The organism is Aliidiomarina minuta (genome assembly GCF_003987145.1).
GTDB classification, from domain to species: Bacteria; Pseudomonadota; Gammaproteobacteria; order Enterobacterales; family Alteromonadaceae; genus Aliidiomarina; species Aliidiomarina minuta.
Map to the genome: position 1 here is coordinate 653,136 of NZ_PIPL01000001.1, position 26,315 is coordinate 679,450.

At 47.3% G+C, this 26,315-nt stretch carries 27 protein-coding genes; 7 read left to right on the forward strand and 20 right to left on the reverse strand.

Annotation, left to right across the window (positions count from 1 at the left end; genetic code table 11):
• Positions 1 to 25: 25 nt before the first annotated feature.
• The 9 genes from CWE09_RS03120 to CWE09_RS03160 form a co-directional block, all read right to left on the reverse strand.
• Positions 26 to 1,309, reverse strand: coding sequence for an acetyl-CoA hydrolase/transferase family protein (locus tag CWE09_RS03120; protein ID WP_126802553.1), 1,284 nt, complete (start codon positions 1,307 to 1,309; stop codon positions 26 to 28).
• A 77-nt stretch (positions 1,310 to 1,386) separates the two neighbouring features.
• Positions 1,387 to 2,841: a phospholipase D family protein gene (locus CWE09_RS03125; protein WP_241974293.1), complete on the reverse strand. Its 1,455-nt coding sequence runs from the start codon at positions 2,839 to 2,841 to the stop codon at positions 1,387 to 1,389.
• A 203-nt stretch (positions 2,842 to 3,044) separates the two neighbouring features.
• Positions 3,045 to 4,400: an MBL fold metallo-hydrolase RNA specificity domain-containing protein gene (locus tag CWE09_RS03130; protein ID WP_126802555.1), complete on the reverse strand. Its 1,356-nt coding sequence runs from the start codon at positions 4,398 to 4,400 to the stop codon at positions 3,045 to 3,047.
• Between the two features lie 73 nt (positions 4,401 to 4,473).
• A complete protein-coding gene (locus tag CWE09_RS03135; protein WP_126802556.1) occupies positions 4,474 to 5,643 on the reverse strand; it encodes a vWA domain-containing protein in 1,170 nt (389 codons plus the stop codon).
• Positions 5,643 to 6,491: an AAA family ATPase gene (locus CWE09_RS03140; RefSeq protein WP_126802557.1), complete on the reverse strand. Its 849-nt coding sequence runs from the start codon at positions 6,489 to 6,491 to the stop codon at positions 5,643 to 5,645. The genes CWE09_RS03135 and CWE09_RS03140 overlap by 1 nt, the downstream gene beginning before the upstream one ends.
• Positions 6,492 to 6,605: 114 nt before the next feature.
• A complete protein-coding gene (locus tag CWE09_RS03145; protein WP_126802558.1) occupies positions 6,606 to 6,812 on the reverse strand; it encodes a DUF3185 family protein in 207 nt (68 codons plus the stop codon).
• A 48-nt stretch (positions 6,813 to 6,860) separates the two neighbouring features.
• Positions 6,861 to 8,780 (reverse strand): PAS domain-containing hybrid sensor histidine kinase/response regulator, encoded by a 1,920-nt coding sequence (locus CWE09_RS03150; protein WP_126802559.1) that lies wholly within the window; start codon positions 8,778 to 8,780, stop codon positions 6,861 to 6,863.
• 23 nt (positions 8,781 to 8,803) lie between these two features.
• Positions 8,804 to 9,874: an alpha/beta hydrolase gene (locus CWE09_RS03155; protein WP_126802560.1), complete on the reverse strand. Its 1,071-nt coding sequence runs from the start codon at positions 9,872 to 9,874 to the stop codon at positions 8,804 to 8,806.
• Between the two features lie 18 nt (positions 9,875 to 9,892).
• Entirely contained in the window at positions 9,893 to 10,213 is a 321-nt protein-coding gene (locus CWE09_RS03160; protein ID WP_126802561.1) for a DUF3392 domain-containing protein, read from the reverse strand.
• 126 nt (positions 10,214 to 10,339) lie between these two features.
• Between CWE09_RS03160 and xthA the strand changes: the two genes are divergently transcribed.
• Positions 10,340 to 11,149, forward strand: coding sequence for an exodeoxyribonuclease III (xthA, locus tag CWE09_RS03165; protein WP_126802562.1), 810 nt, complete (start codon positions 10,340 to 10,342; stop codon positions 11,147 to 11,149).
• Here the strand turns inward: xthA and yfbV are convergent.
• Positions 11,146 to 11,583: a terminus macrodomain insulation protein YfbV gene (gene yfbV, locus CWE09_RS03170; RefSeq protein WP_126802563.1), complete on the reverse strand. Its 438-nt coding sequence runs from the start codon at positions 11,581 to 11,583 to the stop codon at positions 11,146 to 11,148. The two genes, xthA and yfbV, sit on opposite strands and share 4 nt — an antisense overlap.
• A 240-nt stretch (positions 11,584 to 11,823) precedes the next feature.
• Here yfbV and CWE09_RS03175 point away from each other — a divergent pair, with 240 nt between their 5' ends.
• The 4 genes from CWE09_RS03175 to CWE09_RS03190 are packed head-to-tail and all read left to right on the forward strand — an operon-like array spanning position 11,824 to position 14,473.
• Positions 11,824 to 12,318, forward strand: a complete 495-nt coding sequence (locus CWE09_RS03175) for a PTS glucose transporter subunit IIA (RefSeq protein WP_126802564.1) — start codon at positions 11,824 to 11,826, stop codon at positions 12,316 to 12,318.
• 9 nt (positions 12,319 to 12,327) lie between these two features.
• Complete coding sequence (locus CWE09_RS03180) at positions 12,328 to 12,675, forward strand: Spx/MgsR family RNA polymerase-binding regulatory protein (protein ID WP_126802565.1); 348 nt, start codon at positions 12,328 to 12,330, stop codon at positions 12,673 to 12,675.
• The gene (gene dapE / locus CWE09_RS03185) at positions 12,672 to 13,820 is read left to right on the forward strand and encodes a succinyl-diaminopimelate desuccinylase (protein WP_126802566.1); all 1,149 of its coding nucleotides are present in this window, start codon (positions 12,672 to 12,674) and stop codon (positions 13,818 to 13,820) included. The genes CWE09_RS03180 and dapE overlap by 4 nt, the downstream gene beginning before the upstream one ends.
• 23 nt (positions 13,821 to 13,843) lie before the next feature.
• A complete protein-coding gene (locus tag CWE09_RS03190) occupies positions 13,844 to 14,473 on the forward strand; it encodes a M15 family metallopeptidase (protein WP_126802567.1) in 630 nt (209 codons plus the stop codon).
• A gap of 51 nt (positions 14,474 to 14,524) precedes the next feature.
• Here CWE09_RS03190 and purC read toward each other — a convergent pair whose 3' ends face one another.
• The 3 genes from purC to dapA are packed head-to-tail and all read right to left on the reverse strand — an operon-like array spanning position 14,525 to position 17,245.
• Entirely contained in the window at positions 14,525 to 15,235 is a 711-nt protein-coding gene (gene purC / locus CWE09_RS03195) for a phosphoribosylaminoimidazolesuccinocarboxamide synthase (protein WP_126802568.1), read from the reverse strand.
• Positions 15,236 to 15,261: 26 nt separating this feature from the next.
• Positions 15,262 to 16,356, reverse strand: a complete 1,095-nt coding sequence (gene bamC / locus CWE09_RS03200; protein ID WP_126802569.1) for an outer membrane protein assembly factor BamC — start codon at positions 16,354 to 16,356, stop codon at positions 15,262 to 15,264.
• Between the two features lie 10 nt (positions 16,357 to 16,366).
• Positions 16,367 to 17,245: a 4-hydroxy-tetrahydrodipicolinate synthase gene (dapA, locus tag CWE09_RS03205; protein WP_126802570.1), complete on the reverse strand. Its 879-nt coding sequence runs from the start codon at positions 17,243 to 17,245 to the stop codon at positions 16,367 to 16,369.
• Between the two features lie 144 nt (positions 17,246 to 17,389).
• Between dapA and bcp the strand changes: the two genes are divergently transcribed.
• On the forward strand, positions 17,390 to 17,851 hold the full coding sequence (bcp, locus tag CWE09_RS03210; RefSeq protein WP_126802571.1) for a thioredoxin-dependent thiol peroxidase: 462 nt from the start codon (positions 17,390 to 17,392) through the stop codon (positions 17,849 to 17,851).
• Between the two features lie 49 nt (positions 17,852 to 17,900).
• On the opposite strand, the gene CWE09_RS03215 is transcribed toward bcp, so the two are convergent.
• The 5 genes from CWE09_RS03215 to ltaE all read right to left on the reverse strand — a co-directional run bounded on the left by CWE09_RS03215 (position 17,901) and on the right by ltaE (position 22,455).
• A complete protein-coding gene (locus tag CWE09_RS03215; protein ID WP_126802572.1) occupies positions 17,901 to 18,512 on the reverse strand; it encodes an ABC-type transport auxiliary lipoprotein family protein in 612 nt (203 codons plus the stop codon).
• A complete protein-coding gene (locus CWE09_RS03220) occupies positions 18,509 to 19,447 on the reverse strand; it encodes an MlaD family protein (protein WP_157982797.1) in 939 nt (312 codons plus the stop codon). Before CWE09_RS03220 ends, CWE09_RS03215 begins: the two co-directional genes overlap by 4 nt.
• A gap of 1 nt (position 19,448) precedes the next feature.
• Positions 19,449 to 20,228 (reverse strand): ABC transporter ATP-binding protein, encoded by a 780-nt coding sequence (locus tag CWE09_RS03225; RefSeq protein ID WP_126802574.1) that lies wholly within the window; start codon positions 20,226 to 20,228, stop codon positions 19,449 to 19,451.
• Positions 20,222 to 21,358 (reverse strand): ABC transporter permease, encoded by a 1,137-nt coding sequence (locus CWE09_RS03230; protein WP_126802575.1) that lies wholly within the window; start codon positions 21,356 to 21,358, stop codon positions 20,222 to 20,224. Before CWE09_RS03230 ends, CWE09_RS03225 begins: the two co-directional genes overlap by 7 nt.
• A 77-nt stretch (positions 21,359 to 21,435) precedes the next feature.
• On the reverse strand, positions 21,436 to 22,455 hold the full coding sequence (ltaE, locus tag CWE09_RS03235) for a low-specificity L-threonine aldolase (protein ID WP_275541087.1): 1,020 nt from the start codon (positions 22,453 to 22,455) through the stop codon (positions 21,436 to 21,438).
• A gap of 59 nt (positions 22,456 to 22,514) precedes the next feature.
• Between ltaE and CWE09_RS03240 the strand changes: the two genes are divergently transcribed.
• The gene (locus CWE09_RS03240; protein ID WP_126802576.1) at positions 22,515 to 22,676 is read left to right on the forward strand and encodes a YqaE/Pmp3 family membrane protein; all 162 of its coding nucleotides are present in this window, start codon (positions 22,515 to 22,517) and stop codon (positions 22,674 to 22,676) included.
• 59 nt (positions 22,677 to 22,735) lie between these two features.
• Here the strand turns inward: CWE09_RS03240 and CWE09_RS03245 are convergent, their stop codons facing one another.
• Positions 22,736 to 24,820, reverse strand: coding sequence for a M13 family metallopeptidase (locus CWE09_RS03245; RefSeq protein WP_126802577.1), 2,085 nt, complete (start codon positions 24,818 to 24,820; stop codon positions 22,736 to 22,738).
• Positions 24,821 to 25,011: 191 nt separating this feature from the next.
• Positions 25,012 to 26,262 (reverse strand): conjugal transfer protein TraF, encoded by a 1,251-nt coding sequence (locus tag CWE09_RS03250; RefSeq protein ID WP_126802578.1) that lies wholly within the window; start codon positions 26,260 to 26,262, stop codon positions 25,012 to 25,014.
• Between the last annotated feature and the right edge of the window lie 53 nt (positions 26,263 to 26,315).

A 26,315-nucleotide genomic window follows, 5' to 3' on the forward strand; every position in this document is an offset into this window, starting at 1 on the left:
TTCTCCTTAGTCCGTCACTTGAAAATCAGTCACTTAGTAATATGCCCCAGTCCTGATAAGCCTGTCGGGCAAGTTGCTCACGAAATTGCGGTGCTGCAATCTGAACCAGGCTGCGCATACGTTCAGACATGCTTTTAGCTCTTAAGTTAGCAACCCCATGCTCAGTTACAATATAGTGCACATGAGCCCGGGTTGTTACTACACCAGCGCCCGGTGTTAACAGGCTCGAGATCCGCGAGACCTGACCGCCTTTGGCCGTAGCAGGCAACGCTATAATAGCTTTGCCTCCTTCTGACAACGAAGCCCCGCGCACGAAATCCATCTGCCCACCTACACCAGAATAAATACGGGTCCCTATGGAGTCTGCGCATACCTGACCGCTTAGATCCACCTGCAAAGCGCTGTTAATCGACACTACCTGATTATTCTTACGGATCACCGCAGTGTCGTTGGTATATTCCACATCCAGAAAAGCAACATCCGGGTTGTCATCGACAAAGTCATAAAGTGCCTGACTGCCCATCGCAAACGTCGTTACGATACGCCCACGATGGCGGTGCTTATTGCTGTTATTAATGACGCCACTCGCCACCAGCGGCAAGACACCGTCAGAAAACATTTCCGTATGTATGCCCAGGTTCTGGCGATCGCCCAGGCAAGCCAGAGCAGCATCCGGTATCGCCCCTATGCCCATCTGCAGGCAGGAACCATCTTCAATTAAACTGGCAACATGTTGGCCTATCTGGCTGGTCGCATTGTTCTGAGGCGCAGCAAGGTGCAACGGCATCTCTTCTGCCGCCTCAAAATAACGGTCAAACTTGCTGATATGGACAAAAGAATCACCATGAGTGCGTGGCATGCGCGGGTTTATCCAGGCAATGCATCTGTTAGCTACCTGCAACGCTGCTCGTGTCGCCTCAACCGAAATGCCCAGACTGCAATGCCCATGTTTATCCGGAGGCGATACCTGTACCAGAACTACATCCAGCTTCTGCTCACCACGACGGAATAATTTGGGAATTTCAGACAGGAACACAGGCACATAGTCTGCCAGGCCTTCCTGCACAGCAGCCCTGGTTGAACTACCAACAAAAAAAGCCCGTTGACGAAGATGTCCCTTCAATTCAGGAGCAGACAACGCCTGACTTTTTTCGGTATGTAATTGCAGGAGGGTAAGATCGCGGTGCGAAAGGGCAACCCGCGCCAGCGCCTCTAGCAATAAATAAGGAGTGGCAGCCATGGAGTGGCACCAAATAGCGTCACCATCCTGAAGGATATCCAGGGCCTGAGCGGCGGTAGATACTTGCATGTAGATTCCCTGAACTTAAAACCCACAGCTTAGCAGATAGTTAACTTAGTCATCTTAACGGCGATCAATAAATATTATTACAATAGCCAGTCGATAGGCAGCCAGGAAAAGAAACGAACCGAGAGCCGTTGACCAAAACTGGTACCAGGTTCCCTGTCATGACGAACATGTTGACCTGTGTTACGTTCCAGCCAGTACATGCGGCCACTGGCGGAAAGCCTTAATTCATATGCCTGCTTGGGTACTTCCTCAGCAAAGATGCGTGCCGTTTCTTCTGCCAGCTCCTTACTTTCGATAACAAATCCTAGTTCAGTATTAAGTTCTGCAGACCTGGGGTCAAAATTAAAAGAACCAATAAATACACGTTCTCCGTCAATCGCAAAAGTCTTGGCATGCAGACTGGTCGCAGCGCTCGCGAAACGCGGTAGCCTGTTTTCATCAGGTTCCGGAGCGACAATACCCGGACGCATTTCATATAAACGAATACCAGCTTCAAGCAAAGGTTTACGCCACTTCGCGTAACCAGCATGCACTATGGCTACATCTGTCGCCTGTAAAGAGTTAGTCAGAATGCTTATCTCTACACCTTGTCTCGCCATAGCCACCAGCGCATTCACTCCTGCCTGAGTGGGTACAAAGTAAGGTGAGACCAGTTGCACGCTTCTTGTCGGGTCACCGATAATTTCCTGTAACTCATGAGTAATAAGTTGTTCAGGGCTCGCCTTCCCCAACCCTTTGGCTGGGCTATCGCTGACCATTTTAGTAATTGCCCAGTTCAGCTGTACCCCGCCATTAAGCAACTTGCGGAATAGTTCTCGATCACGCACCGCCGCCAGATAAGTTACGGTTTCTTCCTGACGGCTATGAATGAGTTGCATACTGTACTCATACTCATCAACATCCGGCTGCCGCTGAAATTCCCTGGCCGGATAACTGGAAGGACTGGCCCAGAATAAATCGAAGTCAGTAGCTACCTGTTTTACCACAGGACCTATAGCCAATACGTCTAGGTCGGCAAACAAGACGCCGTCTGCGCCACTAAAATAATCATCGCCTACATTTCGGCCACCAACAATAGTAGCACTGCTGTCAGCGGTGAAAGACTTGTTGTGCATGCGACGATTTGCACGGGGAAAGTCAGAGATAAATCCCCATACACGATTACTACGATTTATAAACGGATTAAAAAGGCGCACCTCGATATTCGAATGCTGATCCAATGCTGCCAGCTTATTATCAATCGGAGAGGTATTAAGATCATCCAATAACAATCGGACCCGAACGCCTCGCTCTGCAGCAGCATAAAGCGCCTGCATTAATAGCAATCCCGTTTTGTCATCTCGCCACAGATAATACTGTACGTCCAGAGTTTGTTCGGCAGCGCCAGCCAGCAGTAATCTTGCCGCAAAAGCGTCTTTAGCTTCGGCCAGATTCAATACACCGCTTTTACCTGCATGTTCTTGCAATAAAGGCGCTACGGTGTCGCCAATAGCCGTATTGGCCGCTTCTGCGGCCGATAGAGATTGACTCACCGTACGCTGGTCTAGCGTGGGCAAACTTCTGCTACAAGCACTCAGCAACCCAAATAAGATCAGTGTAACGGTGGTCCATTTTAGTAGCATTATTTACTGCTTTTTATTGTGTTCGTCTTTACGCACTGTCCAGATCAAGAAAAATCCAATCAAAGCAATAAAAGTAATAGGTGTTAATACAAATAGAAGAAGTCCAAGCATTATTAAAACCTTAAAATACTCATGTAATCCGGTATATCAACGTCAAACTGAGTGGTTTGTTGTAAGTGATCGCGCATCGCCTCTAAAGCGTCGGGTTCACCGTGCACCAACTGAATACGGGTGCCTGCCTTCAGGTCCGATGCACGCAGCCATTGTTCAATTTCTTTGTAATCAGCATGGCCGGAAAGACCATCCAGGTTACGTACTTTGGCCCTGACATCAAGCCACTCGCCATGTAACTTAATGCGCTCCACACCTTGAACCATTTTGGCACCCCGGGTTCCCCCAGCCTGATGCCCTGCAAAGAGCACCGTACTGCGGTGATCCTGTAACCAGTGCTTAAAATGATGGAGTATCCGGCCTCCGGTAGCCATGCCACTGCCTGCGATTATAATATAGGGGCCTGCCTGATTACCAATTTGTTTCGATTCATCGACACTCATAGTGTACTGAATTACCTGTTCAAAACGCTGGCATTGCTCCGCAGTCAGCCGATGGTGCTCATGAAACTCTCCATAGATGTCTGAGACCCTTATAGCCATTGGGCTATCAAGAAAGATAGGCATCCGTGGAATACGCTTATCATCCATTAAAGTAACCAGCATATGCTGTAATAACTGGGCCCGCCCCACAGAAAAGCTAGGTATCATTAAAACACCACCTGCTTTGGCTGTTTCATTGACAACTTCAGCCAGCTGCTCGAAAGGTTCCTCGTCATTGTGCAGACGGTCTCCATAGGTAGCTTCCAGCAACAACATATCTAACTCAGGTAACGGCTGCGGCGGTTTCATTAAAATATCCTGAGGTCTGCCAACATCCCCTGAGAAACCGACCCGTTTTCCACCTGATGATGCAATTACACAGGCGGCACCGAGCAAGTGACCAGCCGGTAACATTTCAAACTCAATATCACCCACTGCAAACTTTTGACTGAACTCTACTGAACGCAATAATTTCAATGCAGCCTGAGCCGTGGCTTCATCATAAAGAGGTTCCGGATTTTCATGTTTGCTCAGTTTATGCCGAGAGAAGTATTTGGCGTCTTCTTCCTGAATACGACCGCTGTCTGGCCATAAAATTGAACATAACGAAGAGGTGGCACGATGAGCCCAGACCGGCCCACGATAGCCATGTTTATGCAACACAGGAACAAAACCCGAATGATCCAGGTGAGCATGAGTCAATACTACAGCATCCACATCATCAATGCCCAGTGGTAAAGGTTGCCAGTTTCTTCGGCGTAACCATTTGTACCCCTGGAACAGACCGCAATCAACCAGCACCCTTGTGCTTTCAGTTTCTAATAAAAAACGTGAACCGGTAACTGTTTCCGTACCACCAAGAAAAGTTATACGCATGACTCATAGCCTTATTTATTTACTCAATGAGCTCAGTGTAAGCTATTGACAGGCCAGGCAACAGGCATCTGGATCAAGCTAATTCATTTATTGCCGAACTTAATCCTTCCAGAGTCAGCGGCTGCATACGGCCCTGCATTATTTGCTGTATTAATTGAATAGAGTAATAGTATGGCCAGCGCTCTTGCGGTTGTGGGTTAAGCCACACGGCTTTCGGAAAATGCTGCAGCACCCGATCCAGCCAAACCTGTCCAGGTTCTTCATTCCAATGCTCTACACTGCCTCCTGGGTGAGTGATTTCGTAAGGTCCCATAGTAGCATCACCAACGATAAGTACCTTATAATCGCTGCCGTAGGTATGTAATACGTCCTGCAATGGGATCTGCCCATTAAAGCGGCGCTTATTTTCACGCCAGACCCCTTCATACAGGCAGTTATGAAAATAGAAAAACTCCAGATGCTTAAACTCGCTGCGCGCCGCCGAAAAGAGCTGCTCACATTCATAGATGTAATCATCCATAGAACCGCCCACATCAAAGAACAGCAACACCTTAACGGCGTTATGACGCTCTGACTGCCATTGCAGATCGAGTAAGCCGGCCTGCCGTGAAGTCGCTTTAATGGTGCTGTCTAAATCCAGTTCAGTCGCAGCTCCTGTGCGCGCAAACCGGCGCAGTTTACGTAATGCCAGTTTAATGGTGCGGTTATTAATCTCCGTATCTTCATCCAGATCTTTAAACTCGCGTTTATCCCAGACTTTTACGGCCTGTCGGGCATTACTGCCTTCCTGACCAATACGAATACCTTCCGGGTTATAGCCATAGGCGCCAAAAGGTGAGGTACCGCCGGTACCAATCCATTTATTACCGCCGGCATGACGCTTTTGTTGCTCGGCCAAACGTTCTTTAAACTGTCGCATCAGTTCCTCCAGGCTTCCTAAACCCTGCAGCTTTTGCTTATCTTCGTCACTTAGCTGCCGCTGCATAGTCCGTTTTAACCAGTCTTCAGGAATAGCGCTAGCAATATCAACCTCCGCGACCCCTTCAAAGTACTCTGCAAAAGCACGGTCAAACTTATCGTACTGACTTTCATCTTTAACCAGCGTCAGCCTGGATAAAGTGTAAAAATCCTCCACACTGGCAAACACCACGTCCTGATCCAGAGCGGCCAGTAAATCCAGCAATTCAGTAATGCTGGTCTTTAACCCATGCTTACGCAGACATTCAAAAAAACCAACTAACATTAGCGCCCCTGCCGACGGCTCATAAAGGCAAGTTTTTCGACCAGTTCCACATCCTGTTCATTTTTCAGTAAAGCGCCAAATAATGGCATTAATCCGCCTTTCTGCTGTTTCTCCTGAAGCTCCTCAACAGGCACCTGCTCAGCAAGCAAAAGCTTAAGCCAGTCCAGTAACTCTGAAGTAGAAGGTTTTTTCTTCAGATTCGGTGTATCTCTGATGTCAAAGAACACCTCCAGTGCCACACTCAATAGACGCTTCTGTATATCCGGATAATGCACAGATACAATCTGCTTTAGCCCCTCAGCATCCGGAAAACGGATATAGTGAAAAAAGCAACGACGCAAAAACGCATCAGGAAGTTCTTTTTCATTATTTGAAGTGATAATCACAACCGGTCGTTGTTCAGCAGTCACCTGTTCACCGGTTTCATACACGTGAAATGACATTTGATCCAGTTCATGCAAAAGGTCATTCGGAAATTCAATGTCTGCTTTATCTATTTCGTCGATCAGCAATACAGGCCGTTGCGGTGCCGTAAAAGACTGCCACAGCTTACCGGGCCGGATGTAGTTGGCAATATCATGTACTTTTTCACTGCCTAGCTGGCTATCGCGCAATCTGGATACTGCATCATATTCATACAATCCCTGCTGTGCCTTGGTAGTTGATTTTATCTGCCACTGTAATAACGGACTCTCCAGGCTCGCCGCCAGCTCTTCCGCCAGGCGCGTTTTGCCAGTCCCGGGCTCACCTTTAATTAGCAAAGGCTTTTCTAGCTTAATAGCGGCATTAACGGCCAGAGCAAGTTCCTCTGACACTATATAGCTGGATGTACTGCTGAATTTCTGCAAAATCTGCTTCCTCGTTTATAAAGTCTATCTGCCTATGATACGCAACTGACCGCTATCCCCCAAGCATAAAAAAACCTGCGCTTTGCGCAGGTTTTTTATCTTACCAGCAAGGTATTAGCGACGTACGAACCCACGAATAACACCACCGATGCCAATAATGGCTAATACAGCCCCCGAAATTAAAAACCAGATGGCATTATCAGTCGGTTGGCCTGTCACTGCTTCACTCACGTCCGAAGCAAAAGACTCAGACTCCTGATATCCAAAATACAATAAAATCAGACCAGCAACTAAAATAGCCAGCGAAATAAATTTATCCATAATAATGCTCCTCAGTTATTCATTACTAACCGTAGAACAATAAGTTAGCTATTGCCAATCTGATTTACTTAAAGTTAACGGCGGCACCTCTGATAGCAGGTTTTTTATATGCTCTAACGTGAAAGGTTTTGTCAGATAGGCATTCATCCCGGCGTTTAGACTTTGCTTGCGGATAGTCGCTACTGCATTTGCAGTCAAACCAATGACATAGGGCTGTTGTAACGCTTTCTCGCGTATTTTCCGGGTCGCTTCAATGCCACTCATATCAGGCAGATGGATATCCATAAAAACAACATCAAAAGTTTGCTGTTGTAAAAGTTCTAAACCCACTTCTGCGCTGGAAGCGCAAACATACACATGCTCTAAAATACTTAGCATCTCGCCTACCAGCAACTGATTAACATCACTGTCATCGATTACCAATATGCGCAGAATATCCTGTTCTCCGGCTAACGCCGAACTTACTGGCGGAGGTTCGCATACGATTGCGGGGATGCTGACTCTAAAGCAACTGCCCCGACCTGGAGAGCTTTCCAGATCTATAGATCCATCCATCAGCTCTACCAGACTTTGCACAATGCTAAGACCTAAACCACTGCCTTCCGAGATCCCCCGGGCAGTGTTTTCCTCTTGCTCAAACACCTGCCAGACTCGTTTGGTATCAGCAATGCCGCTACCCGAATCACGGACTTCCAACTGCAACTGATTCTCAGGCTGAGAAATCCAGTTAAGATTAACCTGGATAAACCCCAACTGAGTAAACTTGAATGCGTTATTAATCAGGTTAGTAGCAATTTGTAAAAAACGGGACTTATCAAGACTCAACCACAATGGCATCTGCGGCGCTGCTTTAACCTCATACTCCAGTCCCTGCCGGTTTGCCTGCGCCGCATATAAAGCGCGAAGGTGGCGTACAATATCTGCCACTTGAGTAGGTTGAGCCGCGATTGTCAGTTTACCCTCTTCAGCACGGCTGATATCAATTGCATCATTCAGAGTATTTAGCAGATAGTCGCCACTCTCCTGCATGGTTTTCAATAAATCACGCTGGTATTGATTAAGTTCGGTGCCTTCCAGCACTGAAGCTAAACCCAGAATTCCGTGTAAAGGGGTGCGTATTTCATGAGACATGTTAGCGACAAAAACCGTTCTGGAGCGGGCCGTTCTACGAGCCTGAATTTCAGCCTTTTTTTGTTCTGAAATATCAGTATGGGTGCCAGAAAAACGCACCGCACGGTGACGTCCGTCCCATTCCACAATTTTACCTCGATCCAGAATATGTAACCAGTGTCCCTCGCGGTGACGCATCCGGTAGACATGTTCATAGAATGGTGTATGGCCCTCTATATGGGCTTTCAAGGCCCTTTCCCAGCCTTCAAGATCCTCGGGATGCAACAGGCTTCGCCAGAACTGCATGCTCTGATACGATGAGTTATTTTCATACCCATACATAGCCAGCCAGCGTGTATTACATAACAGACTGTTGTTCACCGGGTTCCAATCCCAGCTGCCTAAACGAGCCCCCTCCAGCACCATGCTTAGATGAGTACGTTCAGCCAGAAGTGCCAACTCCAGGTGCTTTCTATCGGTAATATCCAGCAGGTAACCCATCAGGTAGCGGACTTTGCCTTTTTTATCACGCTCTATGACTGTTGTATCAGAAATCCATATCTCCGCCCCATCGGCTCGTATCATGCGGTAATCCTGATGAGTAAACGACTTGCACGCGGGCTGTTCAATCGCATCATTTGCTTCCTGGCTGACACGTTCTAAATCCTCAGGGTGAAGCGTGTCGATAAAACGGACATTCCGCTGATAGAAGTCTTTCTTATTATAACCCAGCAACGACTCCACATTATCGGTGCAATGCAACACTGGCCAACCCGGCGAATGCTCCCATACAAACAGGGAAATGTGGTCACTGGCGGCAAACAATGCGGCCAGGTCGGGAGCTATAAAGTCACGCACTTGAAAGCCTCATGCTATTTCACCTATTCCCACAGCTTGATTTTACGGCGCAACTGGTCAGTGGCCTGCCATTCTGCCAACTGTTCGGACATCCGGTACCCTATCTGTACAGCCTGACGCCAATATTTTTGCCGTTCTGCAACATCCATTTTAACGAAGTCAGTACGATCCGGTATTTTGCCGTAAGGTAACGCATCCAGAAAGGCCTGGGTTGGCGTCAGAAGAATCACATTTGGCCATTGTTGGCCCGTGGTTCGACGCCAGCGCAATTTCTTATCAAACCAGCCTGGTACCACCTGATTATGAAAATGTGGATACAACACTAATCCTGACTGTCTCGACAAGTCGAGATCAAAGTGATAATCGGTAATGCCACCGTCACGATACATGCCCGGTGGCGCACCAGGTATGTCCTTCACGCCTTGTAAAACCATAGGTATTGAACCTGTGGCTAACAAAGCCTGACGGAAGTTTTCTTTACTTAAAGGAACCCTCAATGTAGGCAAATCATCCCAGTGCTCGCCAAGAGCAGGCGCTGCATCAGGGTGATGAAACAGCACACGTTGAAAAGCACTTTTTAAAGCACTGCGACTGAACAGATTGCCAAACGCCGCCCGACTCAAACCCATTGCCTGACGTTTAGGTGATTCGGAAGCTGCCCACCCCTGGCAGCGAGCGACAATAAAATGATGCTGGAAAAGTGATTGGTTCAGTATTTCGTCAACAGCATCATCAGTTACGTAGGTATCCAACAACTCCCGGGCATTATCAGTGATTTCCTGAGGGTCAGGTTTAGCACTGTAAGTCTGAGCCTGATATAAACGGCAAAATAAATCACTGGCGGCTGCCGCGTCCTGCCGACCCAGGCTGGCAAAACGCCAGGCGCCTGCTGATGTACCTAATAACTGTAACGGGGTTTGTCGTCCGGCAAAAAAGTCACTGCATAAATAGTTATCCAGCCCCTGTAAAATAAACCACTTGGGACCGCCTGAAGCGCCCAGCAAAAGGTTAATATCCTCCTGCTGCAGCCCACGCTCCTGAATCTGCAAATAAGCGTCAGCTCCGGCTCGTACTTCCAGCCATTCTGTACTCATACCCACTTCCCTCTATACTTACCGATTGCGCTCAGCAAGCCCCCCTAAGGTGATGCTAATAATAATAACGAGCGGCCCCAGATAATGGTCAGGAACCTGTGCCAGCTGGCGGGCAAGGAAGGGACTTAACAGGCTCGTCAGTAAACCATAACCAAAAGCGCATAGCAGGATGAAAACAATAGTACGCAGAATAAAATGGTAATGCTGTACTTGCCGCCGGACCGCAGCATTCACATTATTTCCATAGAGTACTAACAGAGTGGCCACTATCATTAAGGATATGGTAAACAAATGAGGACGAAGCCAGAGGCTCGATTGAATTATCCAATTTTCCAGCATTACTTTTCACTTCTCTAGCGTTATTAAGGGGGCCAGTATATCCTGCTTTATTGCTTAACGCATTCCAGAATGGAATGCTATCATAGCCCTTTACAGCCCCAATCAGAATTAGCAACGGACTCTTTCATGAAAGTAATAAGTTTTAATATTAATGGGTTACGTGCCCGCCTGCATCAACTACAAGCCATCATAGATAAACACTCTCCAGACGTTATTGGCCTGCAGGAAACCAAAGTGCACGACGATATGTTTCCGCGTGCAGATGTCGAAGCTATGGGTTATGAAGTTATCTTTCATGGCCAGAAAGGTCATTACGGGGTAGCCCTGCTCAGCCGACTACCTATGCAGGATATAAACTACGGTTTTCCTAACGATGAAGCAGACGCCCAACGCCGCATGATTATGGCTAGTGTGACAAGCAAAGAAGGCAAGGTTGTGCGGATTATGAATGGTTACTTTCCTCAGGGAGAAAGTCGCGACCATCCAACTAAATTTCCTGCAAAAGAGAAATTTTATGCCGATCTTATGGATTATCTCGATACCGAGCTTAGCCCTGAACAACCTGTCATAGTTATGGGCGACGTCAATATTTCCAGCACCGATAGTGACATAGGGATTGGCGAAGCTAATGCCAAGCGCTGGTTACGGACCGGTAAGTGCAGCTTTTTACCGGAAGAACGTGAGTGGATGAAAAAGCTTATGGACTGGGGTTTTACTGACACTTTTCGTGAAGCAAACCCGGAAGTAAATGACCAGTTCAGCTGGTTTGATTATCGCTCTAAAGGGTTTCTCGATAACCGCGGCCTGCGTATTGACCTGATACTGGCTACTGAAACGCTGGCAAAGCACTGTATAGACACGGGCATTGACTACGAACTTCGAGGTATTGAAAAACCTTCCGATCATGCCCCTATCTGGTCCACCTTTAAATTTTAATGTTCATCCGGTGGTAAGACTGATAAGGCCTTGCGCAAGATACGCGCAAGGTCAATGTAGCAAGGTCCCTTGCGATCTGAGGGTAGCCTTACGTCCTCGCCATTACTTGACAGCTTATCGCGCAAATCAAAATACCAGGCCTTTAACGCCGGAGTCAGTTCCTGATAAGAACGGCGGCCCAACCAGTAATATCCCTGCAAAGGAAGCAGCAGCAAAAATAAGGACGCAGCAATAATCTGTGGCATATGCTCAGAACCCAGCCAGTACCACTGCACCGCAAAGTTAAGTACCGCTGCAATAGGCAGCCATAACGTTCCTAAGCGAGTGGCCGGGATTATCCTCGCTTCTGGCATAGCTCCGACAACCGCGTGATTCGGCCAGAGCTTCATATATTTCCAACCGTCACTAAATGTTCGCCACAAAGGTTGTCTCATACCTGCCTCATTATTTACCTCTAGTCTTTAAGTGTACGCATTAACACCGCATTATGGCAAATAAACCTACTATCGAACACATATCACCCACCGATATTAACCGTTAAATATCAATTAGTTAATAACTTCAACCCAGCTAACCCACAAGGTTATCCACAGAAAAAGTGGACAATTCATAGCAATTGCGTCGCGACTGCCAATTTGGCACACTAAGTCTCCAGCATGTAGCCAGGAATTACCGTGCAACTTATTACTCAGCCCCCAACTGATCAACAGCCTATGCTGCGCCTGATGGCGCCAGTGTCAGGCCATTGTTCAGCACTACAGCAATTACCTCACGCCTTGTTTCAAATACTGGCTTTTGGTCAGGGTTTCGTTATGCAGCCCGGTACTCAACGGTTTCTTGCGCCGGCCACTTGTAAAATTAAGCAAATCAGCGCTGATCGGACACTATGGCAATTGCAATTGCCAAATACCATTAACTGCCGTATTGAATTGCTTATGCCACGCCATCTTGAGCTACCCTTAGCTCACTCTGAAGCTAGTGTGGGTCAGTTGCTGCAAGCTGGCGATCCTCTGTTTGTGCTAACTGCTGAAACTATGCGTAATGCACCTCTGATTGCTATTACCTTTACCAGCAAAGACCCGGATATAAGCATACAGGTTCACTATGGTAAGGTTATCGCCGCTCAGGATACAGTACTTTCCTTTTTCAACCATTTTATAAGCGAGTAAAAGGCTCAAATGACTACAACTATTTTTGGTATTAAAAACTGTGACACCGTCAAAAAAGCCCGTCGCTGGCTCAGTGATAGAAACATCGAGCATGAGTTTCTTGATTTTCGCGAACAGCCCCTGTCTGAGCAAGAACTGCAAAACTGGCTACACATTGCAGGTGTGGGTAGAGTTCTGAATAAACGCAGTACCAGCTTTCGCAAGTTATCCCCAGAACAACAAGGCTTTAGTACTGAACAGCAGTGGTTACCTTTATTACAACAGCAACCGACCCTGATCAAACGACCGGTACTCAAGCACAAAGGTAGTCTTCATTTCGGTTTTAAAGCAGAACAGTATGAGGAGATTTTCGCATGAGTCATGATCACCCTACACTGCAATTGGCTCGCGAACTTATCAGTCGTCGCTCAGTAACACCTGACGATGCAGGTTGTCAGCAGGTCATAGGTAAGCGTCTGCAGGCATTGGGCTTTAATCTGGAAACTATGTTGTTCGAAGACACTCTTAACTTATGGGCGCGCCGCGATAGCGATGAAGGCCGCTTATTCTGTTTTGCGGGTCATACAGACGTAGTGCCTCCTGGTGATGAAGATAAATGGCAGACTCCCCCTTTCACCCCAACTGATATCGACGGTATTCTCTTTGGTCGCGGTGCTGCTGATATGAAAGGTAGCCTGGCTGCTATGGTCGTAGCCACCGAACGCTTTATCGATAAGTATCCACAACATGCAGGCAGCATAGCCTATTTAATTACCAGTGACGAAGAAGGCCCTTTCATTAACGGTACTACCCGGGTAATAGACACTCTGGAAGCCCGTAATGAAAAAATTGACTGGTGCATTGTTGGCGAACCCTCCAGTACCGATTATTGCGGCGACATCATCAAGCATGGCCGACGGGGTAGTTTGACTGGTGACCTTCAGGTCTGGGGTATTCAGGGTCATGTCGCTTATCCTCACCTGGCCAGAAACCCCGTTCACCAGGCTGCACCTGCCCTGCATGAACTGGCAGAAACTGTCTGGGATGAAGGCAATGACGCCTTTCCTCCTACCAGCTTCCAGATTTCTAACCTGCACGCGGGAACCGGTGCGGGCAATGTCATTCCGGGAACTCTGCATGTGTGTTTTAATCTTCGTTTTAGTACTGAGAGTACGGATGAACAGCTAAAACAGAGAATTCTGGCTATCCTCGATAAACATGGCCTGGATTACGCTATTCACTGGACTCACAACGGCCAGCCTTTTCTTACCGATTCCGGTCCACTATTAGGTGCGGCGGAAAATGCGGTAGAATCAGTTACCGGCCGCACGCCGGTATTATCGACCGCAGGTGGAACTTCTGATGGCCGTTTTATTGCGCCAACCGGAGCTCAGGTACTTGAATTAGGGCCCGTTAATGCCAGTATTCATAAGGTCGATGAATATGTCAGCCATCAGGATCTGATTAATCTCACGGATATGTACGAGAAGATATTGTACAACTTATTGGTAGTCCAGAATTAAGAGTACATTATGCCAGGCACTATATGTTAGAAGCTCAGTTATGCGGTCAAAGCGAAAGCCACTTAACTCTCAAAGTGGACAATACCCAGCTTCAGGTTGAAGCAGGCAAAGCCTACCTGAGTCTGCAACAAGCTGCTGCTGAGGCTGGTTTTTGCCTGCGTATTGCCAGTGGCTTCCGCTCCTATCAACGCCAGGCGGCCATCTGGCAAGCTAAGTTTGATAATTTACAGCACATTCCTGTTCCTGAGCGGTTACACGAAATCCTGCGCTGGTCTGCATTGCCTGGAGCCAGTCGTCATCACTGGGGGACTGATATGGACATCTACGATCCTGTTGCTTTAGGGGATGCCCAACTAAAACTGGAACCCGAAGAATATTTGCAGGGCGGTCCTTTTTCCGATCTCCTCGTTTGGTTACAGCTAGAAGCGCCCCGCTATGGCTTTTTCTGGCCCTACGGTGAGGACAAAGGTGGTATCGCCGCTGAACCCTGGCATTTAAGTTATCAACCCGTAGCCTCGCGATGTTTAGAGCAACTGTCACCGAAGGTGCTCAAACAAGCCTGGCAGCAACAGCCTCCGGCCGGGCATGAGCAGCTTCTACAGCACTTTGACCAGCTTTATAACCGCTATATTACGAATATCTGCAGCGCATAAAAAAACCGACGCCTGGTGAGCATCGGTTTTTTATGCAAGCAGTTAAGAATGCTAAAGTTGAACACCCAGACGTCGGGCAACTTCTTCATAAGCTTCAACTACATTGCCAAGTCCCTGACGGAAGCGGTCTTTGTCCAACTTTTCACGAGTTTCAGCATCCCATAAACGACAACCATCGGGCGTAAATTCATCACCCAATACGATTTGCCCATCAAAGACACCAAATTCCAGTTTATAGTCCACTAACAATAAACCTGCATCTTCAAATAATTGCTTAAGCACATCGTTAACTTTATATGTCAGTCGCTTCATTTCTTCGATATGCGCAGGTGTCGCCCAGCCAAACGTCTCGATGTGCGATTCGTTAATCATGGGATCATGCAAAGCATCGTTCTTTAAAAAGAACTCAAAGGTTGGCGGGTTAAGTGTTTCACCCTCGGCCACACCAAGCCGACGTACCAAAGAGCCTGCAGCCAGATTTCGCACCACACACTCGACTGGAATCATATCCAGCTTCTTAACCAGAGATTCCGTATCCGATAGCAGTTCGTCTACCTGAGTAGGAATACCTGCAGCTTCCAGTTTACCCATAATAAAATGGTTAAACTTATTGTTAACCATGCCTTTACGGTCCAGCTGGTCAATTTTTTCACCGTCAAACGCCGACGTATCATTGCGAAATTGCAGGATCAAACGATCGACATCATCAGTCGTATAAACAGTTTTTGCTTTACCGCGGTACAATTCTTCACGTTTTTGCATGGTCAGGGCTTATCTCATCTCAGAGGTTAATCACTGTGTTCACTGAAAGCTTCAGCAAACATTGGGAACATGTCATCAAGTTGTTCTTCACTTAACAACTCGTCATCCCGACGAATAACGATGTAGAAGATACCTTCTACTTCATCAACTTCAAACAGATACTCGCCGCGAGGAATCCCCAACGGAGTTTCGCTGCTACGCCAGAATGCCAGACGGCTAAACCAACCTCGGGTCCCACCCGGTTGATAATTGACATAATAACGGCCATCACGCTGATTTAAATCTTCAACAATAAAATCCAGATACGAGAAAACACCAGGCATCATTACCCAGCCTGAGTCAAAACCGGTATCCAGCGCGTAAGCAGGATGTCCTTGTGGACTTTCAGCGTGGCGTAACGCACGGGTCGCTCTTACCGAGGCAACGCGTTCACTTTCATAACCACGCTGTAGACGCAACGACAATTGATTAAGAAAGTCGGCCTCCAGCTGGCGTTGTATAAATAACGGTTCTTCAACCTGTTTGCCGCCAATCAACCAGCGAATATCATCAGCCGTCACCTCAACCATAGCCGTACGGCCATGCTCAGGTGCTTCCATGTTTATTTTAAAAGCCTGCTCTGACTCTATGGGGTCACGTTGACGACTGAGTCTGTTAAAAAAGCCGCTCCGCGCCAGACTTCCCTGCTCCAGAATAAAACGACTAGTATGAAGATGTTCCTGCTCAGCGCTACTTTCAATATCTACATCATAATCATCGACCAGTTCTAATAGTTCACGCCACACCCAGTCAGCAACATTGTCCATATCTTCTATAGCATCAAACCAGATACGGGAGTTTCTGTTGCTTTCTTCAATACGACTACCGGGCACCAGGGGCATTACCTGACGAGGTGAACGAATACTTTGTTCACGGCCCAGGCGTCCAGAATAATGCTCTTGCTCGGGGATAATATAATCAGGATGTGGGATCACCGGATTCAAACCTTGCGGTACCAGAATAGCCGAGTTTTCCTCAAGCTCCAGATAGTCAAAATCACCCTGAGCGACATCGCGCTGACTACTACAGCCAGCGACTACAATTAGTGTTGATACTGCGGCAAAACCACGCCAGAACTTCATGCAAACTCCGTTATTTTAATAATCCAGCACTCTGTAACGCTGCTTCGATGACTTTCTGGCTCGCAAGTTCCGGAGCAGTGAGCGGTAAACGATAATTTTCTTCAATCCAACCCAGTCTCGCCATTGCCCATTTCACCGGCATCGGATTAGCTTCAACAAAAAGACCGGCATGCAAAGAGCGTAAAGGTTCATCAATAGCCTCCGCTTCTTCACGTTTTCCGGCACAAGCCGTAACCACAAGGTTTTTTATCGCCTGAGGCGCCAGATTAGCCGTTACACTAATAACGCCATGCCCGCCCTGCAATAAGAATTCACAGGCCGTAGGGTCATCACCACTAAGAAGAATAAAATCATCGCCGCAAGCGTCTTTAATAGCTTTAACCCGCTCTACTTCACCGGTCGCTTCTTTAATGCCTACAACATTAGGGAAATTAGAAAGTTCAGCAATAATTTCAGTACTGAGATCACAGCAGGTGCGGCCAGGTACATTGTATAAAATCTGCGGGATGTCACTGGCTTCAGTAACCGCACGATAGTGTGCAAGTAAACCTGCCCGGCTCGGTTTATTATAATAAGGGGTTACATTCAGGAAACCATCTATACCAAGAGGCGCGATTCGCTCAGTAAGCTGAACCGCTTCGGCAGTCGCATTCGAGCCGTTACCAGCAACGACCTTAATACGGCCAGCAGCAACTTCAACGGTAGCACGAACAACGTCTACATGTTCATCATGACTTAATGTTGGAGATTCACCCGTGGTACCAACTGACACAATAGCGTCTGTGCCATGGTTAATATGAAATTCAACCAGTTCAGCTAGCAAAGTGTAATCAACATTTCCGTGTTTGGTAAAGGGGGTCACCAAGGCTACCATACTACCAGTTAACATATTTTCTCCCACCGTTGTTAAGGTGCATAATCTTACTTGTGCATGCTAGCAAACACAAGTGCGCTGGCACAGACTGGCGTATCTGTTTACCCTATGTTTAGATTAGCAGTCGTAATTTCAGAAACTATTACCAAGGAGTCTTTCATGAATACCCTTAAACAAGGTGACAAAGCACCACTTTTTTCGCTACCGGATCAAACTGGCGAGTTAGTTTCGTTACAGGAACTACTAAAGCAAAATCGGGTGCTGGTTTATTTCTATCCAAAAGCCATGACTCCAGGATGCACCGTACAGGCTCAACAGCTGCGCGACCATAAAGCAGAGCTGGCCGAAAAAGATACCATCGCAGTAGGTATTAGTCCGGATGCCAGTAAGCGACTGGCTAAGTTTACCGAGCGCGATGAACTCAATTTCACTTTACTGGGCGATGAGGATCACGCCGTTGCTGAGCAGTTTGGAGTCTGGGGGCTGAAAAAGTTCATGGGCAAAGAATACGATGGTATCCACCGCATCAGCTTTTTAATTGAACAGGACGGTACTATCAGCAAAGTATTTGATAAATTTAAAACCAAAGAACATCATCAGGTAGTGCTCGATTCCCTGTAATTTAATTTTCCGCCTGTATTCTGCAAGCACCTGCCATGCCGGTGCTTTTTCAATTTTGTTCGCGCCCTAGTTCACTCCGTGTCCATTGCACTGTCTTAAGACTCAACTCATCCATAGCCCGGCCAAAACTAGCCACTACAGTGGGTACGTCATTAGTAGAAAATGAGTCCTCTGCTGAAATTCGGGTTTTAGCCACTATTTCTCTTGAATGGGCTGTTACCAGACTTAATTCAACTTCTACGCGAACCTGATTGCTTCTAGGGATACTATGAAAAGCCCGCAGCTGACTCAGCAGAATATAATCCACTGGCAGGCGCTGGCTATCGCTGCTCACATGCGCGATCTGAGCATAGTCCCAGAACGCATCCTTAATTCTGTATTCCACCAGCACGGGAGCCCGCTCTGACCAGCGCACGCCCGCATAATAACTATGTTGAATATCCGTCGGTCGCACACTAATTCTTGACGTATCGAACATCGCCAGTGCTTCAGGCTGAGTCACCCTGAGCCTGACATCAATAACGTCTCCTGGCCCCTGGTCCTGCTGACTCGCGGGCAAGTCATACAAAGTCAGTTGTTCAGGCTCAGGCAGAATTGAGCATCCACTAAGTAGCATGCTAAAACAGGCTGCTAATAAGGTCGCTGCTGCTGTTATTTTCATGGGTTAAACTCCTTAACCTCTTCTCGTTGCAACAATAAACTACCCGGATCTTCTTCAAACCGACGAGTAATACGATTTAATGCAGCCAAAGTTCTGCGTAGTTCATAAACAGCTGGCCCAAACTCATGTAATCCTTGTAAACCGCTGTCCAGAGCAGCTTCATTTTCATCCAGTAAACGGGCAAAGCGCTGACTGCTATCATCCAGCGCCTGCAAAGCATTATTAGCCGAAGTGAATAATGCTGGTCCCTGTTCCTGCATAAATTCCCTTCCTTGCTGAGTAAACAAACTGAACTCTTGTAAGGTTCTTTCAGATTGCTCCATGGTGGTTCTAAAAGCCTGTAAAGTAGCAGCTAACTCGTCCTGCTGTTCTGCCAGCATGCCCGTGACCTGCTCCACATTGCTTAAAATATCAACAACTAATTCAGTGTTATCCTCCGAAAACAGGCTGTTTATATTTTCCACGAAGTCATTTACACCGCCAATTAACTCCTCGCTGTTAGCAAGCAGGTTATTCAATGCTGAACGTTCCGCTACTATGACTGGCGGACGATCCCCACTGCTAGTTAAAATGGGGCTCTCTGGCGAGCCACCGTATAAACGAATAATGGCGCTACCTGTTATATTAGCCAGCCCGAGACGAGCACCAGTGTCTTCTTTTATCGGCGTACCGGATGCAACCCGAATACGCACCTGAACAACACGCGGGTCATCAGGGTCAAGTTTCATATTGACCACATCGCCAACGTTGATACCACTGTATTCGACTGCACTGCCCGGTGATAGTCCACTGACTTCATCCTGAAAAATCACGTCATAATAAACAAAGTCGCGGTCCATAGTTGCCTTGCTCAGCCACAACACAAAAACAACCAATGCCAGGCTGGCTATCAGCATGAACAAACCTATCATCACGTGGTGCGCTCTGGTTTCCATATTATTGTCCCTCATTTTTAGTCTGTATAAGGGCTCTGCCCCGCGGACCATGAAAATATGATTGAATCCACTCGTCGTCATAAGCAGCAACCCGTTCCAGCCGGTCCGCTACCAGAACTTTCTTTTGCGCCAGTACCGCGACTCTGTCACTAACCGTAAAGATAGTATCCAGATCATGGGTTACCAAAAATACCGTTAAACCCAGTGCCTGCTGTAAGGTTTTTAATAGATGATCAAAAGCACCGGCTCCAATTGGGTCTAGGCCTGCAGTAGGTTCATCCAGAAACAAAATTTCAGGGTCTAAAGCCAATGCCCGGGCCAGCGCTACCCGTTTGATCATGCCTCCCGACAACTGCTGAGGCGACTGTTCACCTACGCTGTCATCTAAGCCTACTAAAGCCAGTTTCATAGAGGCTAATTCGTCTGCTTCCTGTTTACTCAATCCGGCGTGTTCACGCATCGGCAAAGCAATATTTTCACGTACGCTAAGCGATGAAAATAAAGCTCCTTTCTGGAATAAAACACCAAATTTTCGCTCTATCAGCTGTCGCTCATTATCCGGCAGGTTAAGAACATCTTTATCAAGCACTTCAATGCGCCCGCTATCAGGTCGATGCAGCCCCAAAATACTGCGCATTAACACTGATTTACCAGAACCAGAACCACCTACAACACAAAGTACCTCCCCTTGCATTACATCGAGCTCAAGCTTCTCATGCACCTGCAAATCGCCGAATCTATTATTCAGACCGCGAACTTTTATAATCGGCTGTGTCACCATCCTATCTCCATAAAGAACAGAGCAAATAATGCATCCAGCAGAATCACCATGAAAATAGACTGCACAACGCTTGAAGTTGTGTGCTCACCGACTGATTGCGCACTGCCACTTACTTTAAAGCCTTCCAGACAACCAATAATAGCAATGATAAAAGCAAACACCGGCGCTTTTATCATGCCCACCCAAAAATGAGAAACTTCAATGTCACGAGAAAAAATGTGCATAAACAAAGCCGGTGAAATATCCAGCGCCAGCATGCAAACTACCATGCCCCCGGCAATACCAGATAACATGCCAATAAAAGTTAATACCGGCAGGCTTATCATCATCGCCAATACCCGAGGCAACACTAGTAACTCAATGGGACTCAGTCCCAGACTCCGTATCGCATCGATTTCTTCGTTGGCTTTCATCGAGCCTAACTGAGCAGTAAAGGCACTGGCTGTGCGTCCCGCCAGTAGAATAGCGGCGAGCAATACACCAAACTCACGCAAAAAAGAAAAACCAATCAGATTAACCGTATAAATACCAGCCCCGAACTGCTCCAGTACAGTAGCACCAAGAAAAGCCACCACAGCACCCACCAGGAAAGTTAGTAAGGCAACTATAGGCACTGCATTTAAACCAGTATATTCAAGGTGAGCAACCAGTGCGGTTTTACGCCAGCGCGAAGGACGCCAGCAGGTTGCTGCAAGGCTTTGTAGTGTGACACCGATAAAACCTAGTATGGCTATTTGCTGATGCCAGATATCAGCACTGACCTTACCAATTCGCTGCAGGATCTCGCTAATATCACCATATTGCTTAGGTGTAATGGTTGGCCCTTTATCGCTAGCGTCAACGACTACCTGTAAAAGGCGCTTCTGGGCCACGTCCAACGGACTATCATCTGCCGCCAGTAAGCGCAGCTGCTGCTCACCAAAGGCCTGGTGCAACAGGTGAACACCTGCAGTATCCAGCTTCTCTACTGCAGAAATATCCAGCGTATAATCCTGGCCCTCCGGAAGCTTATGCAAAGCCTGTTGCAACTGGGCGTAATAATCAATAACCCAGTGTCCACTCAGCTTTATAGTACTGGGTCGCTGGCTGTCATCAATAGTCAGACACCCAGCTCTCTCCGAACCCGACATAGTGGTTAACCTGTTGTTATTTTATATGCTTTAACCTTAACACAGGATTCAGTTTGCTCCAGTATACTACTAGTCAGCTATTTAAGAGCCGCTGCAAAAGTAGTTAAAATACGTTCAATAGAAGCTGCCTTAATGTCCAGATGTGTAACCAGGCGCATACTGCGTTGAGGCGGCACCCAGATATCCCGTTCACGCAAGTAAGTCGATACCGCCTTAGCTTGTTGTTCACTGGCAAAATTAACATAGACCATATTAGTCTGCGCCGCCTCTACCTGAATTCCTGATAGCTTTTGCAAGCCGCCAGCGAGCTGCTGCGCATGCTCATGATCGTCAGCGAGCCGCTGTACCTGATGACTTAACGCATAATCAATAGCAGCAGCCAATACACCGGCCTGGCGCATACCGCCACCAAGCATCTTACGCCAGCGACGAGCTCTTTTTATTAGCTGTTTATCACCACATAACAACGAACCTACTGGTGCACCCAGGCCTTTTGACATGCATACCGAAACAGAATCAAAAGGTTCAGCCAGGGTAGCCAGTGGTGTTTTAGTCGCCACACTGGCATTAAACAGGCGTGCTCCATCAAGATGTAACTGCAGCTGGTGTTTGTCTGCCAGCGCCCGCGCCTGCAGCATAAAGTCCTGCTCTACCACTTTACCCAGATGGGTATTCTCCAGCGCAATCAGACGGCTAATAGGAAAGTGTGGATCGTCTACTTTAACTGCTTGCTCAAGTCGCTCCAGACTCAGGCTACCGTCAGCTTCAACAGGCAAAGTCTGAGGAACAACTCCTCCCAATACCGCCGCACCACCTGCTTCATACTTGTAAGTATGGTACTGCTCACCGACAATATACTCTTCCCCTCGCTGACAATGGCTTAGGATCCCCAGCAGATTACTTTGGGTGCCACTACTGCAAAGTAAGGAGGCTTCTTTTCCCAGTAGTCTGGCTACCCGGTCCTCCAGCGCATTGATACTAGGATCTTCAGCGAATACATCATCACCCACTGGCGCGTTCGCCATAGCTTCGCGCATTGCCTGCACCGGGCGAGTTACCGTATCACTGCGTAAATCTATAACAAATTGTTGATTCAAACTGCCCTCCTTCTAAGCATGCACTACACTTATTTATGTTTTTAGTACAGGAGTTTTATATGCGAATTGTTATTGCGTTACTGGTTCCCTGGTTGTCCTTTTTCTTTATTGGTCGTCCTTTTGCCGCTATTTTCTGTCTGATATTACAACTTACTCTTATCGGATGGGCGCCGGCCGCTATCTGGGCGGTATACGCTTTAAACCAGCATAAATCGGGTTAGAAAAGTCTTTCTGAATAAAAAACGCCGGCCAAAAGCCGGCGTTTTGCATTACTACAGTATTACCAGATTTTCACTCGGACTTCTTCATCTCGATACATTCCATCGCCCGGCTCAACATCATAGGCCTCATAAAATTCAGGCATGTTTGATAACACGCCAAGCACCCGATATTTACCTGGTGAATGAGGGCCCTGTACAACCTGGCGGCGTAAGGCTTCATCGCGGAATTTTATGCGCCATATCTGCCCCCAGCCGGCAAAGAATCGCTGCTCACCGGTCATACCATCAATTACCGGGGCTTCCCCCCCCTCCAATGAGGTTTGATAAGCACGGTAAGACACTGTCAAACCACCAAGGTCAGCAATATTCTCACCCAGACCCAATGCACCTTGCAAATACAGATCATCAATAGGGTTAAAATCACTGTACTGATCGATCATCATCTGCGCTCGCGCAGTAAATTGCTCTTCATCCTGAGCACTCCACCAGTCACGCAGGTTGCCTTCTCCATCTGAGCGACGTCCCTGATCGTCAAAACCATGAGTGATTTCATGCCCAATAACACCACCAATAGCTCCGTAATTAACAGCATCATCTGCATTCACATCGAAGAATGGGGGTTGCAAAATCGCGGCCGGGAATACAATTTCATTCATCGTAGAACGGTAATAGGCATTCACAGTCTGTGGCGTCATGCCCCATTCTTCTTCATCTACTTCCTGCCCCAGGCGACCTATCATGCGATCATATTCACAAGTTGAGGAACGACGCATGTTGCCAACCAGATCATCAGCTTCGATGCTCAGGCAATCATAATCGCGCCAGACATCCGGATAACCAATTTTGGCGCGGAAAGTCGCTAGTTTAGCCTGCGCTTCTTCCTTGGTTTCATCAGTCATCCACTCAAGATCATTAATAGCCTGTTCAAAAGCAATCATCAGGTTATCAATCATTTCTTGCATACGTTCTGCAGAATCTTCCTGATAATGACGCTCTACATATTCTTTGCCTACCATGAAGCCCAACGCACGTTCCACCGTTTCAACAGCCTGCTTTTCACGCTCACGAGGCTCTTCCAAACCTTGTAGTACACGGCCATAGAAGTCGAAATGAATATCCGAAAAGTTGCTGCTTAGCAGATTAGCGCTTTGACGCAAGGTATGAAAGCGCAGGTATTGCTTCCAGTCGCTCATTTCAATATCAGACTGAACCTGAGCAAAAGAGGTAAAATAAGTAGGCTGGCGTACTACTAGTTCATCAATATCTAAATCAGCAGCCTGTAGCAATTGTTGCCAGTCGAAACCCGGTGCTTCCTGATTTAATTCAGCTACCGTCATTTTATTATAAGTAGCCTGACGATCGCGATTCTCTATCCGCGACCATTGCACTTCGGCTAGTTTTGTCTCTAATGCCAGAATGCGTTCCGCAGCGCCTTTGCCGTCATCCCAGCCAGCTTCGTTCCACAGTGTTTCAATAAACTCTGCATACTGCTCTCGCAATTGTTGCGAACTCTCATCATCGCCCAGATAATAATCACGGTCCGGTAATCCCAGCCCCGATTGACTTAAGCCAGCAATATACTGGTCCGACTGCATTTGATCCTGACCCACAAAAAGACTCACTGGAGTACCCGCACGAACACGTTGCTGCTCGCCCCAGTAATTAGCCAGATCCGCATGTTCAGACAATGCATCTATACGCTCGAAGTCTTCTGCAAGTGGACTTAAGCCCAGTCCGTCAATACGTTCTTCATCCATGAAAGATAAATAAAGATCGCCTATTTTCTGGCCGTCTGTATCTTTCTCCCCACCTTGTTCAGCAAACTCCTGAACAATTTCTAGTACATGTTGCTCTGCCATCTCACGCAGCTCATCAAAACTACCCCAGCGCGCCCGGTCAGATGGTATTTCAGTACGTTCCAACCACTGACCATTAATATAACGAAAGAAATTTTCCTGCGGCTCAACACTGGTATCCATATTATCCAGCTCAACACCTGAGGTCAGTTCCCCGTATTCAGTTGAAACCGTCTGTTGTTGTTCCTGATCCTGTGGCACCTCATGCTGTGTTTCATAAGTGTCACTGCAGGCAGTAATACCCAGACCCATAGCAACGCTCAGCGCAAGTATTGAAATTCGTTTCATATGTTGTTCCCCTTGCTAAATGTAATTTATAATTTTGATTGTAAGACTATATGTAGTCTACGTCGCCTGCAGATGGTGTCTACGGCGGACGCGATAATGCTGCCGCTGGCTGCGGTAAACAGCCTTAAATAGAATAACGCGCACAAAAAAGCCAGACGAAGCCTGGCTTTTTTTATTCAGAATCAATGCACTTAGAAAGTGAAAGCTAACTGAGCGCCAGCGCCCATATTATTTTCTCCCGCATATAGCGCCGAGACATTAATGTGTACTCTTCCAAAAGGAGAAAACCCTAAACCTGCGGTTACCGCATCATCATAAGTACCTTTCAGGTCATGCCGATAACCTGCCCGGAACTGCACCCAACGAGCCAGATCCAACTCAAAGCCTGCACGGGCAAACTGAACCTGCAGATGTTCACGAAACAGCAAGAGCTGACTTTCCTGATTAAGACCGAGGTAGTTTTGCGCATTCAAGTCTAAGTCTGCACTAAAGGCCATGCGTTCTGTATTATAACCTACACCTGCAGTTAGCTTAGGCGCCCGTTCGTAACTAAGTAAAACCGGTTCTTCCGCTTGCCGTGAAAATAATGGCACCGATGACACTTCATGTTTAAACAGATCACGCACGGTAAAGCCCAGACTGGTGCGCTCAGAAAGCGCTATCGACATTCCCAAATCCAGATTAAAAGCATCGCTCGAGGTACGGTATTCACCCGCATCAAAATCGTCGTCATCGAAGTTATCAAGTTGAGCAATATAGGCTATGCTTTCCATCTGCTGCAACTTAGGAGCGACCCCTATAGCCACTTCGCGTCCCGCGATGGTGAAATTGCGCGCCATCGCTAAGCCCAGATCAGCGGTCACGTAACCCACGATATAACCCTCCGAATCCAGGTTATCCAAATCGCCAGGAGTCTGCGCATCAAGAATAGTATCCAGGTCGTTTGAGGCAATGCTGCTGCCGCCAAAAATGTTTGCATCGGCATTGAAATATATTGAGGTAGCAAGAAAACGATTAGGTATAGATAGCGAAGCCTGAAGGTTCAAATCCGCGTTTAAGCGTCCTTCGCTATCGGCAAAATCCTGAGCCAGCTGCTGCCGTGCCTGCTGAACTTCAGCTTCATTGACCGGCTGTCCTTGTTCAGCTTGCTCTAACAGACGCTCCAAACGGTCATATGAATCCTGGAAATTATCAATAGAATCTACCAGTTCATCTGAATCAGCAAGCTCAATAAAAACGGCTGGAAGAACCAGCCCAAAATTGTCCCGTTGCATATAATTTGCAACTAATGCCGGATTGAGACTTGCGGCCTGAGTATATTTACCATTAGCTACCCCCGCTCCCCCCATAGCTTGAGTGCGGTTATCTGCGTAACTAACAGAGGTCGCGGTAGCTAATGCGATAGTTAAGGCACTGGCATAAATCTTTGGTTTAAGTGTCAAAATAAAATCCCCCAATAGAACTATATAAAATATCAACCTATAGTCTATATCGG